This is a genomic window from Flectobacillus sp. BAB-3569 (genome assembly GCF_002270355.1).
Taxonomy (GTDB): Bacteria; Bacteroidota; Bacteroidia; order Cytophagales; family Spirosomataceae; genus Flectobacillus; species Flectobacillus roseus.
The window spans coordinates 12,206-31,428 of sequence record NZ_NJFZ01000017.1; the positions used below are offsets into that span (position 1 = coordinate 12,206).

The 19,223-nt window shown below is 37.5% G+C and carries 15 protein-coding genes; 10 read left to right on the plus strand and 5 right to left on the minus strand.

Translation table 11 applies throughout. The annotated features are described in order from the left end of the window. Nucleotides 1-569 precede the first annotated feature (569 nt). The 3 genes from BWI92_RS16105 to BWI92_RS27345 all read left to right on the plus strand — a co-directional run bounded on the left by BWI92_RS16105 (nucleotide 570) and on the right by BWI92_RS27345 (nucleotide 3,231). A complete protein-coding gene (locus BWI92_RS16105) occupies nucleotides 570-1,220 on the plus strand; it encodes a redoxin domain-containing protein (protein ID WP_095164306.1) in 651 nt (216 codons plus the stop codon). 613 nt (nucleotides 1,221-1,833) lie between these two features. Next, nucleotides 1,834-2,832, plus strand: coding sequence for a sterol desaturase family protein (locus BWI92_RS16110; protein ID WP_229363208.1), 999 nt, complete (start codon nucleotides 1,834-1,836; stop codon nucleotides 2,830-2,832). Nucleotides 2,833-3,087: 255 nt separating this feature from the next. Next, entirely contained in the window at nucleotides 3,088-3,231 is a 144-nt protein-coding gene (locus BWI92_RS27345; protein WP_176464451.1) for a hypothetical protein, read from the plus strand. A 255-nt stretch (nucleotides 3,232-3,486) separates the two neighbouring features. Here the strand turns inward: BWI92_RS27345 and BWI92_RS16115 are convergent, their stop codons facing one another. After that, entirely contained in the window at nucleotides 3,487-5,493 is a 2,007-nt protein-coding gene (locus BWI92_RS16115) for a carbohydrate-binding domain-containing protein (RefSeq protein WP_095164308.1), read from the minus strand. Between the two features lie 280 nt (nucleotides 5,494-5,773). Between BWI92_RS16115 and BWI92_RS16120 the strand changes: the two genes are divergently transcribed. The 6 genes from BWI92_RS16120 to BWI92_RS27350 all read left to right on the plus strand — a co-directional run bounded on the left by BWI92_RS16120 (nucleotide 5,774) and on the right by BWI92_RS27350 (nucleotide 12,080). After that, nucleotides 5,774-6,754 (plus strand): glycoside hydrolase family 43 protein, encoded by a 981-nt coding sequence (locus tag BWI92_RS16120; RefSeq protein ID WP_095164310.1) that lies wholly within the window; start codon nucleotides 5,774-5,776, stop codon nucleotides 6,752-6,754. A gap of 187 nt (nucleotides 6,755-6,941) precedes the next feature. Continuing rightward, entirely contained in the window at nucleotides 6,942-8,252 is a 1,311-nt protein-coding gene (locus BWI92_RS16125; RefSeq protein WP_095164312.1) for a BNR repeat-containing protein, read from the plus strand. A gap of 124 nt (nucleotides 8,253-8,376) precedes the next feature. Further along, entirely contained in the window at nucleotides 8,377-8,817 is a 441-nt protein-coding gene (locus tag BWI92_RS16130) for a hypothetical protein (protein WP_095164328.1), read from the plus strand. Nucleotides 8,818-9,043: 226 nt separating this feature from the next. After that, complete coding sequence (locus BWI92_RS16135; RefSeq protein WP_095164330.1) at nucleotides 9,044-10,447, plus strand: cytochrome c; 1,404 nt, start codon at nucleotides 9,044-9,046, stop codon at nucleotides 10,445-10,447. A gap of 54 nt (nucleotides 10,448-10,501) precedes the next feature. After that, nucleotides 10,502-11,821 carry a c-type cytochrome gene (locus tag BWI92_RS16140; protein ID WP_217903426.1) on the plus strand — a complete coding sequence of 440 codons (1,320 nt, stop codon included), beginning with the start codon at nucleotides 10,502-10,504 and terminating at the stop codon, nucleotides 11,819-11,821. 103 nt (nucleotides 11,822-11,924) lie between these two features. Continuing rightward, entirely contained in the window at nucleotides 11,925-12,080 is a 156-nt protein-coding gene (locus tag BWI92_RS27350; RefSeq protein ID WP_176464452.1) for a hypothetical protein, read from the plus strand. 557 nt (nucleotides 12,081-12,637) lie between these two features. Here BWI92_RS27350 and BWI92_RS16145 read toward each other — a convergent pair. From BWI92_RS16145 to BWI92_RS28715, 4 genes are all read right to left on the minus strand, one after another. After that, nucleotides 12,638-16,549: a M12 family metallo-peptidase gene (locus BWI92_RS16145; RefSeq protein ID WP_095164332.1), complete on the minus strand. Its 3,912-nt coding sequence runs from the start codon at nucleotides 16,547-16,549 to the stop codon at nucleotides 12,638-12,640. Between the two features lie 206 nt (nucleotides 16,550-16,755). Then, on the minus strand, nucleotides 16,756-16,881 hold the full coding sequence (locus tag BWI92_RS28505; protein ID WP_255406755.1) for a hypothetical protein: 126 nt from the start codon (nucleotides 16,879-16,881) through the stop codon (nucleotides 16,756-16,758). Nucleotides 16,882-17,366: 485 nt separating this feature from the next. Then, the gene (locus BWI92_RS16150; protein WP_310588916.1) at nucleotides 17,367-17,906 is read right to left on the minus strand and encodes a GDSL-type esterase/lipase family protein; all 540 of its coding nucleotides are present in this window, start codon (nucleotides 17,904-17,906) and stop codon (nucleotides 17,367-17,369) included. Beyond that, entirely contained in the window at nucleotides 17,801-18,187 is a 387-nt protein-coding gene (locus BWI92_RS28715; RefSeq protein WP_310588917.1) for a hypothetical protein, read from the minus strand. The genes BWI92_RS16150 and BWI92_RS28715 overlap by 106 nt, the downstream gene beginning before the upstream one ends. 262 nt (nucleotides 18,188-18,449) lie before the next feature. Between BWI92_RS28715 and BWI92_RS16155 the strand changes: the two genes are divergently transcribed. Further along, on the plus strand, nucleotides 18,450-19,133 hold the full coding sequence (locus tag BWI92_RS16155; protein ID WP_095164334.1) for a hypothetical protein: 684 nt from the start codon (nucleotides 18,450-18,452) through the stop codon (nucleotides 19,131-19,133). Nucleotides 19,134-19,223: the final 90 nt, after the last annotated feature.

Here is a 19,223-nt window from a genome sequence, read left to right on the forward strand (position 1 = left end):
CTCAAATAAAGCCTCTTCCCACTACAAAGAAAGGAATTATCGTCGATGCCTTGCGAGCGAACATTTGTGATTCGGATACTTTGTGAAAAAAGTGAAAAACAAGAAAAGAGTAGCAAGATTGATAAGTAGATTGTTTTCATAGCTAGAAATTTTAGATGCAATTGTATTTTTTGAGGATACAAACTGACAGCAAAACTTCGAGTTGAATAGAGGTAAAATTCAATGATATTTTAATTCTATAGTTCAAAAAGAGAATCGCAAGAAAGGTGTATCCTATTCAGTATTGATTCTTAAAATTACTATAATTTATAATCGCTAAAAATATGACATGAAAAATTTTCAACTTTTTATTGGTTTATTCTAAAAAGATAAATAATTACAACAAATCACCCATAGTTGAAAAATTTCGATTAAATATAATTTCCATCAATCATATACACATTTCAACTTTTATTCAAATTTTTAATAATAATCTATAAAGTTTATAGGATATATAGTTTATAGTATATACCTTTGTAATATCAAACAAGCAAGAATAACTCATCACGCTTTAAAGACCTAGATAGAATATGTTAGCTACGCAAAATAGATATGGATTGAATTGGGATGCTACGCTTCCTGTATATGTAGGCAAAAGAACTCCTAGACCTACCGCTAAAATTGAATTGGGAAAAAGAATCAATCAAATAGAGTTTGATTATAAGAATTTAGTCGCTCAAAATTTACCCTATACCTTCATCCATCAAAACCCTGTACAACTTAAAAAGTTGGTGGGTCGTAAGCCATTGGTAATAAGCTTTTTGTCGGCTGGTTGGAATGAATATGGTAGTAACCATTTGGAAAAACTACAACAAGTATATCAGGAGATTTTGGCAATTGGCGGTAATCTATTAGTGATTATAAATGCCGAAGCGGAAGAAGTTAGAGATTTTCAAAGACATTTTAATATTGGATTCAATCTTCTAGCAGATCCTGAACAAAAAATAGCCAAAAGCCTAGGACTATTCCAAGAAGAGTATCCTGTGTGGGATTATGTTTCAGGTATTTCAGAAGATGTTCCTGTGCCTGCCACGATTGTCATCAATACCCAAGAAAAGGTGGTTTATTCATCTGTTGATGATAATTTTGATAAACCTTTTCAACCTACTGAAATGTTGGCAGCCGTTTTTGGCGCGAATAAAAATATTCCTGTTGTGATTCGCCAAGAATTAGCGGCATAAGCCTTTTTATTCTATTGATTGAAGGTTTTTTTAGTCAACACTTTTGAGTCAATAATATTCAAAAGGTATGATTGAGAACAACTAATTATTAACAAACTAAAATTCATTTTTTTGATCTATTAGTATATAAAATCTATAGATTATAATGAATAAATCAACAGAATCCATAACTGATGATTTTTTAGACAAATCTGAATTAGGCGTACGATTCTTATTATCTGTAGTGGTAATCATCATTATTGTATTAATTGGATTTAGCGTATATTATGGGGGGTTACCTGATTGTTAGATAGTATTATTAAGTGAAAAAATTGGTTGGTGATCCAAGACATTCAACATGTTTAAAGAATTGCTGGTGGCATTTCAAGCAAAGAATGGGTGGTTTCATACTTCTTGAGTGCCACCACCTAACAATAGTGAAATCATTGAGATTGTTTTTGGAGAATTGTACTCGGCATTGGGCATTGCCCTCGTCGGCAGCCCAATGGAAGAGTCTTTTCAGCCAATATTCATAATGATTTTTAATTATATAGTACCTCACTGTTGAGAAAGATACCTCTATTTCAACAAAATTAATTATCACTCCAAACTCAAAACTCATTTATAAAATCCTATGCACACTAAATATTTGGCATTTGCTATTCCACTGTTTTTAGTTTTCATGGGGCTTGAATATTTTCTTTCTAAAGTACAAGGAAAGAAATTTTATAAATTCAAGGATACCATAGCAAACTTAAATGTAGGTATTGCCGAACGTCTGATTGACTGCTTTAGCATCGGTATATTCTACTTTTACTATGACTACTTGCAAAAGAATCTTGGTTTTTTTGATATCAAATCAGGCGTCTTTTCTTGGATTGCCCTACTCCTGCTTACTGATTTACTGTGGTATTGGTATCACAGATTGGGTCATGAAGTAAATATTTTGTGGAGTGTGCACATCGTACATCATCAAAGTGAAGAATTCAATTTTACGGTTTCGGCTCGTATTACAATTTTTCAAGCTATTGCTAGAACCTTTTTCTGGTCGATATTACCAATTATTGGTTTCAATGCCGATATGATTAGCATTGTGCTTTTGATTCATGGCATATATCCATTCTTTACGCACACACGCACTGTTGGAAAGTTAGGTTTTTTGGAATACATTTTCGTAACGCCTTCACACCATCGCGTGCATCATGCTAGTAATGAGCAATATTTAGATAAAAACTATAGCGATATGTTTATCTTTTGGGATAAGCTATTTGGGACTTTTGCTGAAGAAATAGAAGAGCCTGTTTATGGCTTGACAAAACCTATTAAAAGTTATAGTTTTCTTTGGCAACATTTTCATTACATGATTGAATTGGCCTATGCATTTAAGCATGCCCAAACTATCAAAGAGCGATTCAGGATTTTATTCGGCAAACCTGAGTCACTTGACCCAAGGATTCGGGAAGAGTTAGAAAAGAGATTTATCATTCAGTTTAACGAAGATCAGAACAGCAAACGTGTTTATACTTATGTGGTCGTTCAAATGATTTCGTTGCTCATTGGGCTGTTTGTCATCATTTATTTTTTAGATAGTATTAGTCTTACCTCACAAATACTCTGGGCTTTTTCATCTTAATATCGTTAATTAACTGCGGGGCACTATTAGAGCAAAAACGTTGGATTATCTATTTGGAAGCTATTCGTCTTTTCATTGTTGGATTGCTTATTCAATTGAACTATCCGAGTACCGAGATATTCTATGCTATAGCTATCATTGGATTGGTTATCATTGCTTTTGCCAAAACCCTTAAAAACCAATACTTCAAGCTTATCTTCGGGTAAGCTTGAGTGACAAATCTATTTTTCTCACATTATAAACTTCATTATTGTCATGGAATATATTTTATCATTACGCAAAGAATTCTCTTTTGGCAAAACACTTCGTTTTTTGGAATCTTCATTAATGTGGGCAATTGTCACTGTCGTATATGCAGGTTTGATCATTATCCTTGGAAATCATTATTTTGGTGGGTAGTAATTGAGTAAATGAGTGATTTTTACGCTAGGTCTTATCAATGGAAACGCATTGTCTTACCTTTAAAGATATATTATGTTTGAATTTGTCATCAAGAAATGCGGTCGAAATTAGCTTTCGACCGCATTTCTTGATTTTAATATACTGGATGACACATATTTAGATGCAAAGCATTGCATCTCTACAAGTAAAATTCATATTAAAAAATCACTCATTCTCTCAATCACAATTCACTCAATCTAGTTCTTACAACCCTTACAAACTAGCTGTAGTCAGTTGTCCAGAAATGGTCACCGAACCTCTCGAAATCCCTCCATTGAAAGTTCCACCATTGTAAAAGCCTCCAATATTAGTACCTCCATTTTCGCCACCAGAGAAAACATTATAAGTTGTTCCATTTTTGAGGGTTGGAGAAGAATACACAAAATAGTAGGCCGCACGAGTTGGAATAAAGGTAAACAATGGGTTGCCAGCTACATCAATTAACGAAAATGGATTTCCACCAGCGTAACCGACTGTAAATTTCAAAAATACGGTTGGTTGTGTCGAACCAGCAGATGTTGCTTTGGCTACCGAAGTATTATTAGGCCCACCTGCAATAAACACCCCACCTGTAATATTAAACGTACCATTGTAATCAAAAGCAACCGTCGTAGACAAAGTTGTACCATGCACGATAACCGTACCGCCTGATTGAGCGATGCTACCATTACTATCAATACACTCTCCTCCCGATGAACTAACTATGACTGTTCCGCCAGTAATGGTTAACAAACTACCGTCATTGGTTGTACCATCGGTTGTCGTACTTGTATAGATACTGTCGTCCGAAGAAATTACCGAAATGTATCCAGCATTAATAGTTATTTTTGGCGCAGAAAGACCATCAATAGAAGTGGTAACATAAACAGAACCACCATTTACAGTAATCGAAGCTCCAGATTTAATGGCATCATTGGTAGAAGAAATGGTTAAATAACCCCCATTGATTGCAATAGAACCCGTCCCAACAAATGTACTAGCTTCTGAGGTCTCGGTCGTGCTGTACGTGTAGGTACCTCCAGAAGTTGTAAGAGTAATTGTTCCTCCTGTAACGGTCGACACACCATCAACGATAATTCCTTTACCACCTACTCCTGTATTGCTAATTGAAATTGTTCCATCCTGAATGGCCAAATTACCTCCACAACTAATACCCGAAGACTGAACAGTAACCTTATCTGTAGTGTTGTAATAAGATGCCCCACCTGTCAAAATAGTAAGTTTACCAGCTGTTAGCTTCACGTCGCCACTGGTTTTTATACCTTTACAACCATTTCCAGAAGTATACAAAGCGACCGTTGCGTCGGATGAATTGAGACTTAGATAGCTATTACTATTGATAGCTTTTACCTTTTCGCCAGAGGCATTAATCGTAAGTGTTCCTCCAGTGATTTGAACGTACGGAAGTATTGTTGTATCTGTTCCTGTATAACTCGTGGTAATCCCGTCGCTACTAGCGGTGATACCCATTGCGCCTCCCGAAATAGAAACAAATCCAGCTTCGGATTCAACGCCACTTTCGGTAGCTACAAGAGTAAAATTCCCTCCTGACATTTGGAAATTATGATAAGCATGAATCGCATCCGCTGCCGCTTGTGTAACAGAAATTGTTCCACCTAGCATATTGATGTTGTCGTCACTAACGATGGCATGTTTGTTACTGGCATAAATCAAAAGACTACCTGCACCAGTAAAATCTAATGTTCCTTCACTAAAAAATGTTCCCTTTTGTTCTTCGGTAGTTGTAGCATAATTAGCACCATCAATCAGGCGGTTTACAGTACCTCCAACCAAGGTAACAATGGCTTTTTTACTAGACTGAATATTGATAGCTGGGCCATCGGTATTGACCAAACTTGTACCATTGAGAACCAAATTAAAGTCGGCATCGCTGTAAATCTTTAAACTCGCATTTGTACTTTGCCCAGAAATTACATAGCTAATGGGGGTACTATTATTTGTTGATTTTACTACTACATCACCATTTGTTACAGTGACCGCTACCCCACTCGAAATATTGTTAGTAATAGTTGGTGTAGTACCATCGTAATCAATCAAAACCGCATTGGCGATGGTAGTATCCTTGGTATTGGTAGTGATATCTGCTACATCGACGGTAGCATCTGTAACATCGTCAGTAGTATTACAAGCTACCAATGAAAGGCTAAGAAATAAGGCAGAAAATAGTCTTACTGCAATTTTTAAGTGTTTGTTATTCATAATCTCCTCGTATTGGTGTTTCGTTTCGGACAGTGATTTGTTTAGATTTGATAATTTTCAGACCGATTTTTAAAAATAAAAACCTCTACACCCTCAGAGACCCTTTTCTTTAACTGAACGTTACTTCATTTTTTCATTTTTTTAGAATCAGTCTAAGAAAAGGCATTTTTTGTCGACTAAACCCCTAATTATTTCAATTTCCCCCCATAATTGGCGAATCTCTCCCCTGTCTCTAGAAATTGTACTTTTTACTTTTGTTATTGTAAAACCTTTAATAAATATGAAAAAAACGATTTGTTTAGTTGGGGCACTTGTAGCAATTGGTTTGCAGGCTTGTAAAAGTGTTCAACAAAAAAACATAGACCTTACTGTTAAGCCTGGCGCTATTTGGCAAGACACCAATCAAGAAGTAATAAACGCGCATGGTGGTGGGCTTTTGAAAAGAGGTAAAAACTACTACTGGTACGGCGAAATTCGTGGAAAATCAGCCTCAGAAGGCGTGTCAGTTTATAGCTCTAAAGACTTGGTTCATTGGGAAAATAAGGGAATCGCTTTATCCAAATCCAAAGATTCGACCAGTGAGATTGCCATAGGTGGCTTGATGGAAAGACCCAAAGTAATTTTTAATGAAAAGACGAAAAAGTATGTGATGTGGTTTCATTTGGAATTGCCCCGACAGGGATACAAAGCAGCTCGCGCGGGTATCGCGGTGAGCGACAATCCTTTGGGTCCATTTACATATCTGAAAAGCTTTAGACCCAACGGCAATATGTCGAGAGATATGACGCTATTTGTCGACGACGATGGCTCGGCGTATCATATTTACTCTTCTCGTGAAAATTATGATTTAAGAGTCGTAAAGCTGACGGCAGACTATTTAAACGTTACCAAAGAAGATACCTTGTTATTTAGCAAACACCGTGAAGCGCCTGCGATATTCAAAAAAGAAGGGAAATATTTCCTTATCACGAGTGGCTGTACAGGTTGGGAACCCAATGCGGCAACACTTCACTCGGCCAGTTCTATTTTTGGTCCATGGAAATTAGAAGGCGACCCGATGCGTGGTCCAATGGCCGAAAAAACATTTGATGGGCAATCAACTTATATTTTGACAGTGGATTCAAAGAAAAATCAGTATATCTTTATGGCCGATCGCTGGAAACCCAAAGACTTGAAAGACAGTCGCTATTTATGGCTTCCTATTTCTTTCGAAAATGGGATTCCTGTCGTTCAATGGCAAAACGAATGGAAAATAGAGTAAGGTAGTTTATGGACAAAATTAAATTATTGAGCTTTCGGCTGTCAGCTATGGGCGCTCGGCAAAATGTTTCTATGGTTTCCTAAGAATCATAATCAAGCTTTTAGCCTCAAGCCAAATAATGCAATTTTATTTTGCATTATTACTTAAGAACCGGTTTTCACTGAAATCATATATAAAACGTGTTAAAATGTCATTTTTAAAAAAATCATTCTTCTGCTTACTACTTACAAACTTTCTGATTGTTGGTAGTTTACAAGCTCAAAAAGTAAAAACAATTCCCGTTGGAAAAGCTTGGGCCAACAATTCGGTTAACGCAGTTATTTTTCGTAAAAACTCTTTGGTCAGTTACAAAGACTACCAATTCATTGCCTATTACAACGAAACAGGCAATGTGGTTTTGGGAAAAAGAAAATTAACCAGTAAAAATTGGGAACTCAAAACGACCGACCTAAAAGGGAATGTATCAGATGCACACAACTGTATCAGTATTATGGTCGATGGCAAGGGCTATTTGCATATAGCTTGGGACCATCATAATCACCCTTTGCACTATGCAAAAAGTAAAAATCCTTTATCCTTAGAATTGGACGCACCAACCTCAATGACTGGTGAAACCGAAAAGAGTGTGAGCTATCCTGAATTTTACAGAATGCCCAACGGAAATCTGCTTTTCTTCTACAGAAATGGCGCTTCTGGAAAAGGAAATTTAGTGGTCAAAAGTTATGATATTGCCACCAGCAAATGGTCGATGGTACATGAAAACCTAATTGATGGCGAAGGTAAAAGAAGTGCTTATTGGCAGGCTTTTGTCGATGCCAAAAGCAATATTCATATCTCTTGGGTATGGCGTGAAAGTGCCGACGTAGCCAGTAATCACGATATGGCTTATGCTTGTTCAAAAGATGGCGGGAAAACTTGGCAAAAGACTTCAGGTGAAAAATACCAACTTCCTATCAATGCCTCTAATGCTGAATATGCCTGCAAAATCCCGCAAAATAGCGAGCTCATCAATCAGACTTCGATGGTCGCTGACCAAGCGGGTAATCCCTACATCGCAACTTACTTCAGACCAGAAGGAAGTAAAGTACCACAATATCATCTTATTCATTTTGATGGAAAATGGCATACACAATCGCTCGGATTCAGAACACAGGCCTTTAGTTTGAGCGGTATGGGTACCAAAAAAATTCCGATTGCGCGTCCACAATTGATAGCATGGTCAAACAACGGAAAATTATCGGCAATGGTGGTTTTCAGAGATGAAGAAAGAGGAAGTAAGGCTTCTGTAGCATTAAACACAGATTTGAATCATACCAAATGGCAAGTGAAAGATTTGACTGATACTTATGTTGGTTCGTGGGAACCGTCTTTTGATACTGAGCTTTGGAAGAGTAAACAACAATTACACTTGTTTGTCCAGCCTGTAGAACAAGCCGACGGAGAGGGCAAAACCAATACGCCTCCACAATTGGTACAAGTATTTGAGGTGAAGTTGTAAAATAAAAATCGGTTGTTTTCTCTGAAAGAAAGCAACCGATTTGATTATTACCACAAAATCTCTAAAAAACACCTTGTTTACCTACCTTTCTTTGGTAATTTTGTAGAATAACAAAAATACTTTTATGAAGTACTTGGGAATTAATATCGACAAAATAACCCCACTACAGGCTCGTTACGCTCGTAACGCAGTGCTCGTGGCGATTGTCTGTATTATGGCAGCCCAAGGGTTGGTAATTCATTTATTGGCTTTCTCCTTATCTGCCAATGAAGAATTTAATCAAGGGGTAATTCATACCGAAAGTACGATTGCTAAGACTCAACAAACTTGGAAACAAGAGCTTCAATTGATACTAGATTATAGCAATGAAAAATCCAATTCAGAGCAAAAATCTTCCAGACCTACCAGCATTACGATTGCATTTAATCTTTTTGTAGAAAAAGTTGGGATAGAACTTCCTAAGCCTAAATATCAATATTTATCTATCGAAAACCACTTTTCCTATAATAATCTCTACCATCACCTTCATCATCAGCGGATTATCCATCCTCCGTGTTTTGTCTAATTTTTTATCTTTGGGGTTTCTTTCAGCTTCACAAACCATCAACATGGCTTGTTGAATAGTTGTATTCTTTTTTTCAAAAATATACGCTAGAAACCTCCTCCATTTATTGGCTAATTCTAAGGCTTGTGCCTGCAATCTTGCAAAACTACTGCTTCATTAACGCCATGAAGCGATAGAATAGCACGTCCCTAGAGAGCCTATCTATTCATTTAAAAAAGACAAACAGATGGATTTTCCCATATTTCATTTAGACTTCATGGGCGACAGGCTACTTATTGCCATTATCGCCGTATTGCACGTATTAATCAATCATGGACTTGCCGTTGGATTTATTCCATTGGTGACTTGGATAGAATATCTTGGTTTTAAAAAAGGAGGACAAAACGACATTGTAAGCAACGAATGGGATCGATTGGCATATCGTCTCATGACGGTTGCTTTTATCATTACCACTACCATTGGTGCCATGACAGGCGTTGGTATCTGGTTTGCCTCTTCGTTGGTCAATCCTGCCTCTATTGGCTCACTCATTAGGGTTTTCTATGGTGCATGGTTTGTAGAATGGATTGTATTCGTAACTGAGGTAGTCTTGATTTTGTTGTATTACCTTTCTTGGAAACGTTCATTAGTGAGTATTGAGGCCAAAGCCAAGCATATCAAATTGGGCGTAGCACTTAGTATATTCTCATGGATTACCATGTCTATTATTGTATCTATATTAGGGTTTATGATGGACACTGGAAGCTGGGTCGAAAATAAAACCTTTATTGCTGGTTTTACTAATCCGATTTATATTCCACAGCTATCATTTAGAACACCACTTGCCGCTTTAATGGCAGGAGCATTGGGATTATTTTTAACAAAGTTATTCACTAAAAATGGTTCAGATTTCCAAAAAGCATCTACTAAAAAAATTGCACAGTGGATGTTGCTAACGCTACCATTTATGCTGATAGGTGCATTGGCCTATTACTTCAAAATTCCAGAACTGATGATTGGCAACTTGCCAGTAGCTGTAGGGACAATGGATTTTCAATCATGGTATGATTTATTGGTAAAATTCATTATTGGTGCGCTAACCACTGTCCTATTGGTCGCAGGAGTAATCTTTTTCAAACCAAATTTCAAAATCCCAACAGCAGTTTATATCCTACCAGTCATTGGAATGCTCGGTTTCGCAGGGATTTTTGAACGTATTCGTGAGTTTATTCGCAAACCTTATGTGATAGGCAACTATATGTACTCTAATACTTTGCGAAAAGACGAGTACCCGCTTTTCAAAAGGGACGGTGTATTAGCTCATGCTACTTATTCACCTGTCAAAGAAGTTACTGATGAAAATAAACTGGTGGCAGGCGAACAGGTATTTATGATTTCATGTAGCCGTTGTCATACCACACACGGTATCAACTCGGTGGTGGACAAATTTGAAAACATGTATAGTTTGAAAGCAGGTGAAAAATTGAATGGAGATTTGATGAAAAACTATATCAAGCATATCGAGAATGCGAGATATTTTATGCCTCCTTTTCCTGGCAACGAGGCGGAGCTTGGCGCTTTGGTCGAGTATATCAAACATCTTCAGGAAGACGGGACGCCTATCGACAATCAGGCAACGTCGATGAGATAATTCGCTCATTCATAAAACTTATTCATTTTTTCATTCACTTAGCTTTTAACAATCATGTTTAATCATATTTTGCTTCAAACCCCAGTTCCTCGTGATTTACCTTTGGATTTACCCCTTCCCAAAGAAGTCTTGATTGTACTTTTGGTATTCTCGTTTTTGTTACATATTCTCTTTGTCAATCTGATGGTGGGTGGCAGTATTCTTACTCTATGGAGTCAGATAAAAGGCTTAAAAGACAAAGAATATGATACATTGGCGCATGAAATTGCTGAGACTATTACCGTAAATAAAAGCTTGGCAGTAGTCTTAGGCGTAGCGCCATTGCTGAGTATCAACACTTTATATACCGTCTATTTTTACTCAGCCAATGCGCTGACAGGCATCTTTTGGATTTCAATAATTCCATTAGTAACTGTAGCTTTCTTGTTGACTTACGCACACAAATACAGTTGGAAAATCTTAGAAAATAACAAAGCCCTGCATATCTCGATGATGGGATTATCAGTAGCCATTTTTCTTTTTATTCCGCTTATCTTTTTGGTAAATATCAATTTGATGCTTTTCCCAGAAAAATGGAATACCATTGAAGGCTTTGCTCATGCCTTGACATTACCCAATGTATTCCCAAGATATTTTCACTTCTTGTTGGCTTCTTTGGGTACTACTGGTCTCTTTATTTTCTGGTATTTTGGTCGAAAAAGCTATGATTTCGAAAGTAACTTTACGACACTTACTCGCTATGAGATTCGTAAGAAAGCTTACTCACTTACCTTTGGCGCTTCGGCAGCACAGTTTATTATTGGTCCTGTGGTCTTGTTGACCTTGCCGACCAAAGGGTTTAGTTGGCATCTAATTTTCACGATTGGGACAGGCGTCATCTTTGCTATGCCTGCTATGTATTGGATTTGGAAAGGTATTACTGGAAAAGCCGAAGATATTGCCAACAATTTCTGGAAAGTAGCCCTTACACTTGGTTTGACGATTACGTTCATGGGCTCAGGACGCCATATTTACCGTGCAACGGCTTTAGCACCGCATCAAAAATTAGTGGAGGCAAAAACTATTGCTTATCAGAAAGAGGTAAAAAAAGCGACGGAAGAAATGAAAAATGCTCCTGCCGAAAAACCCTCTTCTGACAATGCTGGAGAAGCCATTTTCCAAGCAAAATGTAGCGCTTGTCATGCCATGGATGTCAAAGTGGTAGGTCCACCTATTAAGGAGATGGTGAGTATTTACAAAAACGATGCGAAAGGATTACACGATTGGATTTTAAAGCCTGGCAAAAAACGCCCTGATTATCCGCAAATGCCAGCTTTGGGATTAAGTGAGCAGGAAATCAACGATGTTTCTAAATACATTTTGGAACAAAAGTAGTCTGTTTTCTTAGAGAAATTTCCCTAAAAATGCGGGCAAATATCTGATAAGTTTTGCCCGCACACTTACTCAAAATCATTTTTCACATAATCATTTTACCCATATGATACTCGTATTATCTATAGGAATAGCGGTGGTAACACTTGCCATTTTATATACCATGTTTGAGATACAAATCAATATTACTTCTCTCGAAAAAATGGATCATATTATTTCGAAAAAGTTAAAGGCTTTTGCGCATGAAAAAGAAAAAGCCTAATTCAAAGCATCTTAAAAGGTCATTCGGAGCATTGGTTTTATTATTGATACTACTAGCGTCAATGATTTTCGTCCTTATTGTCGCTTTGAAAGCTACATAAAAGTGCTCTTCCTGATAGGGTGCGACTTAAGTCGCACTCTATCAGGAAAAAAGGGGTTCGAAAATAGTTTTTCGAACCCCTTTCTTGATACTATATTTCAGCATGACAACTCTTTAGACGCAAAGCATTGCGTCTCTACTAGTAAAATACCTATTAAAAATAATCACCCAATCACCTCACCATTCAATCAACTAAACCTATATTTAAAATCCATAAGTCACTAACAATGAAGGCGTTTGTGTTTTTTAATGAAATCCTACTGTTTGAGCCGCAGGCGAGGTGGGTCGCCACTCCGATTAGGATTTCTTGACTTTCTTTTGCGGCCGCCGCGCGGTTACTTTTCTTGTGTTAGACGGGCACGCCTAGTGAAGAAAAGTAAGCAGTGGCAAATGGAAATTTTATTTTTCTACAAATACCAAATAATTTTTTTAAATATCTTCTAAAATAAAGAAAGCCTCTACTCTAAAATCAATTTCTGTGAAATTCGGTCTTTACTGGATTGAAACCAGACCAAATATACCCCTCGATTCAAATCAGCCGTTGAGACTTTGGTTGACTCCTTAAATGAACTTTCAAAAACAATATTGCCTAGCATATCTACCAGCTTCACCTCTACTTCACCTTGCAATGTGCTTTTTAAGGTAACAAAATCTTTAGCTGGGTTCGGAAAGGCTGACAAACTTTGACTTATTCCTCCATCAAAACCTAAAGGCATGGCTAAGGCAACTTTTAGCTGGGCATAATTGGTACAGCTATTGCTCCCCCAAGCTCGAACGGTATATGTGCCATTGTAGGCGGCAGTCACATTCTCAATGATGGGTTTTGCATTGGTTGAGATAAATTGATTGGGACCTTGCCAGAGATAATTTACCCCGCCCGAAGCCGTTAATGTCAGGGTATGATTGACAAGATCTTCATTAAAATTCGCTTCAATTTTTGGTGCAGGTTTTACTAATAAAACTGTTTTGGCAGTATTGGTACAGCCATTATCATCAGTTACCTTGATAACGTAAGTTCCCGAATTTTCAGTTTGGGATTTACTAAATACAATCGAGCTATTGGAAGAAGAAAAACCGTTTGGTCCTGACCACTGGTAAGTACTTCCGCCACGAACACTTATCTGAGCAGGCTCACCAGCACAGGTGGTATCACCCATGGCAGATACCGCTGGCAGAGTAGCAATTTTCCCTGTCAGGGTATCTTTTGACAACAAGCCCGTGTTTATTCCTCGTAAACTTACTTGAAAAACACCTGTCCCAAATCTCTGTGATAAATCTGTGATACGATAGGTTTGAGTACCGATTAACTCCTGTTTTAGCGGTTTGATGGTTTGGGAAGCGCCATTTGCTAATTTTACCTGCATCACAAAACTTTCTGAATTGGCAATTTCCCCAAAAACTTTAGCTTCCAATTTAATCGAGTCGCTTGCGCATACCGTCTGAATACCTGTAGATTGGAATTTTACAATAGGTATTACATTGACGGTAGTATTTGAAGGCAAACTCGAACAACCGCTATTTTCACAAATAGCAACATAAGTCGTCGTCACCGTTGGATTTACCATCAAAGTAGCAGAACTAGACGTTTTTTGTTGAGAACCTTCTACCTTGTTTGACCAACTCCAAGTGACCTGCGAACAACCTTGAGCGGTTAGCTGTACTTGCTGACCATATTCAATAGAAGGACTTTGAGCGGTTAATTTGGGTTGATTTGGTGCACCAGAACAAGCATTATATCTTATCAAAAAATTAGGATATTGAAACCAAATATTACCTTTTACATCAGCCAACATCTTACTTAGCCCTGTGGTACTCAAAACAATATTGCCTGTTTTCGACCATGTTTGATCAGCATATTTAAAGATATTGCCACTATCATAAACATAAATATTGTTTTGAGCATCTTCGGCGATATAGCTCGGTTTCAGAAAAGAAGCATAATTCTGTACTTCCCAAGCACCTTCCGAATATCGGAGGACTCTCCCATTTTGTAATAGCCACAAAACACCTTTGCTATCCATAAAGGTCTGATTGATAGCACTTGAAAGTTGTGGTACATCTGACTTCGTAAAGGTTTTTACTTGCTTGGTAGTCATATCATATTGCCAAAGCTCTCTACTTTGCGAGTTGTATTTATAAACCTCTACCCACATCGTATTCTGATTCCAAACTGGTGTTTGAAAATAGACATTTGACTCGGTGCTTTTGTAGGTAAAAAGCGTTTTTAAACTATCTTTTTCTATTTTACCAAAAACTACAGCACCTTTCACATCCGAATATCCATAAAACAACTGATTAGCATAGTCGAACTTCGATGGGGAAATATTGTCGGGATTTGACAACTCTACAGACGAAAGCATTTTTCCCGTAACAGGATCTAACTTTCTAAGCGCATACACCAACGAACTACTTGGTAAAAGTCTTTTTCCTAATAGTTGAATCGTTTTGATGGTTGGGTCACCTCCTGAAAGTGACAAACCGTAATTTTGATTCCCAATGGCACCTGTTGTATTGGCATGATCAAAGGTTTTGACCTGAAGATTATTGACTTGAATGGTAAAAATTCCGCGCGCGTTTTGTGCCACGATTTCGTTTTCTCGCATCTCAACTGCATTGATAGAATTCGCCAAATCAGGGTTCTTATCTTTACCAAAATATGCCACCTGCGCTCCTTGAGAAACGCCTTTGTACACAAAACTCGTTTGGGTCGTCGACACCACTCCTTTCGGGATATTCAACAAATATTCTGGCTCATTATATATCTCCTCAACCTTTACAAAATAGGTTTGGTTACTTTGGAGTGAATCCAACCAAAACGAATAAGTATAGCTAGATTTGGCTGCTATATTTTGAGCATTTTTAACACATAAAATCTTTTTAAAACTTGAATCACTCGCAACAGTCAATTTTATTATTGACTGATTATTAATATAGTTACCTGAATATTCTAATACTTTCAGCGCCGAATTCTCTGTCAAATAATTGGTAGAAATGTAATTATTTGGATTGCTAACTACCACATACTGCACTTCCGACCAAGCACTTTTGGTAGTACCAACGACAGAACGAACACGCCATTTGAGCTGATTGGCATAATAATTCATTTTGGTCAACACCGAAGTACTTGAAGAACTGGTCTGAAAGATAGGGTTTTTAAAATCTGCATCTGAAAGTGCTGCTACCTGCACTTCGTAGGCAGAAGCATTGGGTACTGATGTATAAGTGAGCGTAAAATTGGTCGATAAATTAGCGGTTGAAGTTAAAGGATATTGTGCAAAGGGTGGTAAAGTCGCATCGCTTGGAACATTCCAAACAGCATTGCTCCAATCTGAACAGCCGATACTATTGCAAGCTTTGATACGTAAGAAATTTTGACCCGTTCTTAAAAGCGAGGAACTCCATACACTTTTGTTGACGGTATCAATTTTTTGCACTGTTGAAAAATTCGCAGAATTTGCCGACTGAACAATGTAATAATCAGCGGTAACTACAGGTTTCCAGTCGATTACAGCATGGTTTTGGAAATTATAATTAGCTGATAACAAAGGACTTTCTGGCTTAGAAGTTGCCGAGGGCAAGTTATCCTTGGCATACTGCTGAATTACCGAGCGACAAAGTTCATGAAAAGTAGAAAGTCTTGGACCACAGTAACTCATAATCGTACCAGCGGTAGTGTTGAGTGCGCCGTCATAGCATGAACCTTCTGACGGTGTACAATAATCCAGCGGACCTTCGGGCCATTCGCAACTTTGCGTGTGCGGCACCCCAAAAGTATGCGCCAGTTCATGCGCCACCGTGCCCAAACCTGCCTGTCCCCACGGCACTACGCCTTCGGTGCCACCCAAATAGGCAATACCAGCGGCTCCCTGCAAGCTTTTGGAAGTCATAAACAGCGCCTTGTCAAACTGATTTGCGATGGCTCTAAAATCATTTTGGTAGTTCCAAGTAGAATTAAACAGCGCCAACAAATCATAAATATTGCGATTGCCTCGATAGGGATCTTTTTGAGCGTCTTTCCAGATATGAATTACGGTAGGAACTAGCCGAACATTCATCTCTTTTTCATAGACCTTTGATATCTGCGAGATGGCATTTATCACCTCCCTTTTGATGTAGACAGAATCCGAATCAAACTTTTCAAAAGTTTCGGAATCAATTTCTATCGCAAGGCGACAAATCCAAGGACCACTTTGCGTAGTTCGGGAAGCTTTGGAAGCTAGTATAAATTTTTGGGCATTTCTTACTCTACTTAGGGCATCAGCAGACATTTGAGAGTCATTTACTCCACAAGTTGGAGTCTCCTGAGTTTGTTGGGCAAATAAGAAAGGCGCAAACAATAGCAAATAAACAATGAGCGGTAGTTTATTCATAATTGTATTACCTCGACGGATTAAGTTAATTCTGACTATGCCATTGCGTTATGGCATTGTAATTCTAGTATTGGCGGATGCTGGAATGTCCAGATTTCGTCAAACTAACTTAAAGGGGTGTAGAATGGGAAAGACAAACTTAGTCCCAAGCAAATCGAGGTATTTTAGATATAGATAGAAATTTTGTTGCAGAAAATTTCTAGCACTTATATCCAGTCATGACCAGAACCTGTACTTGGCGAACTAAAGGTTTGGATTCCTGTTGACAATACAATTTGGGTAAATTTTCCTATGCGGGGAGAAATTATCCAAACTTGTAATGTTGTTTTCAAATAGAAAAAAGCCGTTTGCGTTACGTATATTTTCTAGAGTAAAAATCCCGCATTTTTTATGCCAAAAATCCAAGTATCAACCAAATACATCCATTATTCTTGGATTTCTCCAAAATAAATAAATCATTAGAACCATTTTTAGCATATCAAAATAACTCGTCTCTGTAAAATATTCTTCATTTAGCTGAATTGGCTTTGTTATCAAGTTTTTGGACATAAAAAAAGTCGGTATTTTTAGCAATACCGACTGAGTGTTTTTTAGTATAAAGCTGTTTAAGCTTTTGTAAAATTACTGGCGTAAGCAATGAATTTATACTGTTTGAGCGAAGCGAGGTGGTACGCCACTCCGATTATAAATTCTTGATTTTTTGCGGCCGCCGCTGCGGTTACTTTTTGTATCAAGGCGGGAACACCTAGTTAAAAAGTAAGGCGAAGAATTAAGCAATAAAATATGTCATTTGAAAAATTCAAATAGCTTTATTTTCTTACTTCATCAATTTCCAAAGTTTTTTGGCTATTATTTCGTAGCCTTTGTCTGAAGGATGTAGGCCATCATAAGTCATCGCAATAGACTCGACTGGATATGGATATTCGTCTTTTTCAGGATTAAAAGGCACATCGATAAAATCTGGGAATGGATAATTTTTGTATTCCCCCGTTTGAGGATCTTTGAGTCTTTTGAAATTTACTAGGGTTTTATGAGCTAGTTTTTTCTCATGATACAAATCCAGAGACTTGTATCCCTCCTTTTTCGCAATCATTTTAACTGCCTCCGCAAAAGCCTCCAACTGCTGGTTATTCTTGGCACGATATGAGCCAAAAGCATTATTTTTAGGATTAGCGATATACACAAAATCAACCCTTTGCATAGGCGTTATCAAGACTACTTTTGCCTCAGGATTTAGTTTTTTCAAGTAATCTACAATAATTCGGTAAGCCCCAAAGAAAGTATTATAACCTGTGTTGTTTTCATAGTCTTGTATAGAGCCAAGAGGCTTCCCTTGCCACCAGTCGTTGGTACCCAAAAAACGGTGTAAACATCCGCTTTTACGATGTTTAAGGTTTCTATTTTTTCGGCGATTTTGACAGCCGTCCAACCATTATGACCTTGATTGATAAAGTTGAGTTCAGGATGTTCCTGTGTAATAAGGGTCATATATCCCTTTGTTATGCGATTGCCTGTCTGCTCGGGATGATCGTTCAGATAAGTAATAGAATCACCAATAGCCACCCACTGACGTTTTTCGGGAGCAAAGGACATTAAAATAACAATGAGCAATAAGAGAGGTAAGAATTTGTTTTTCATAATGATCGTTTTTGTCTAAAAGCGAAAAGTCTTATTTATCTAACCAAAAATATCAGACGTATATCTGATAACGAAAGGACTTCAGAGAGGATAAGGCTTATTGACTTTGGTTAATAAATTTTAAGCATGCTCCATTTCTTATTTTTCGGTAGTTAGAGGTTATTAAATTCCTTTAAATTGCAGGCTATCTTGTCCTTAAGTACTAGGACAGGATTTGCAGTGCTAAAAGTACGATAGAGAGTACTACATTACTTTCGTGTATTTGGGAGTTAGCGGCATTTTAGAAAGACACGACAACGACAAAACAAATGAACTAAGGAATCAAACCAATAAGCATGAAAGGAAACCAAAAAAATATCACTTAGACAATTTTAAAACCGCATTACTGAGTGTTGCTCCAGAATATTTTGGAATCCCAGCAATTAAAGGACAGATTCATTTGAATGAAAGAGCTTTTGCATTTGAATTATATCACCAACTAAGATTGATTTATACTGGTCATAACTGGTATGTAAATGGAGAACTACGAAAAGGATTGACCTTTCTTCCCAATTATCAACTTGAAAATACCCTAGTACCTGATTTAGTTGTACATCATCACGAGACAACTGACAATGATATAATTGCAATTGAAATAAAATCAGACCTAGACGTAACTGGCCCAGAACTGATAGAAGACCTAGAAAAATTAGAAATATATACTCGACCTGGTGATGGACATCTTAATTATCACATGGGTATTTTACTGGTGACCAATTGTGACTTTCGAAATAAGTTGTTAAAAATGAGAGTTAAAAACAGGAATAGAATAATTGAACTTCTGAACTTTAACAGAATTGCCATTTGGAATATCAATATTCCTATACCATATGACAACCATGGCGACAGAATGAGATTGAGAGAAGATTGCTTAGAAATAATTAGAATCCATAACATTGAAAGATAAAACGGCACATCCCACGGGTTTTGCATTAAGCGGTCTGAGGTGTAAACTTGGAGCTTTGTGCTTTTCGAGAATTTTAGAAATAAATTGGGC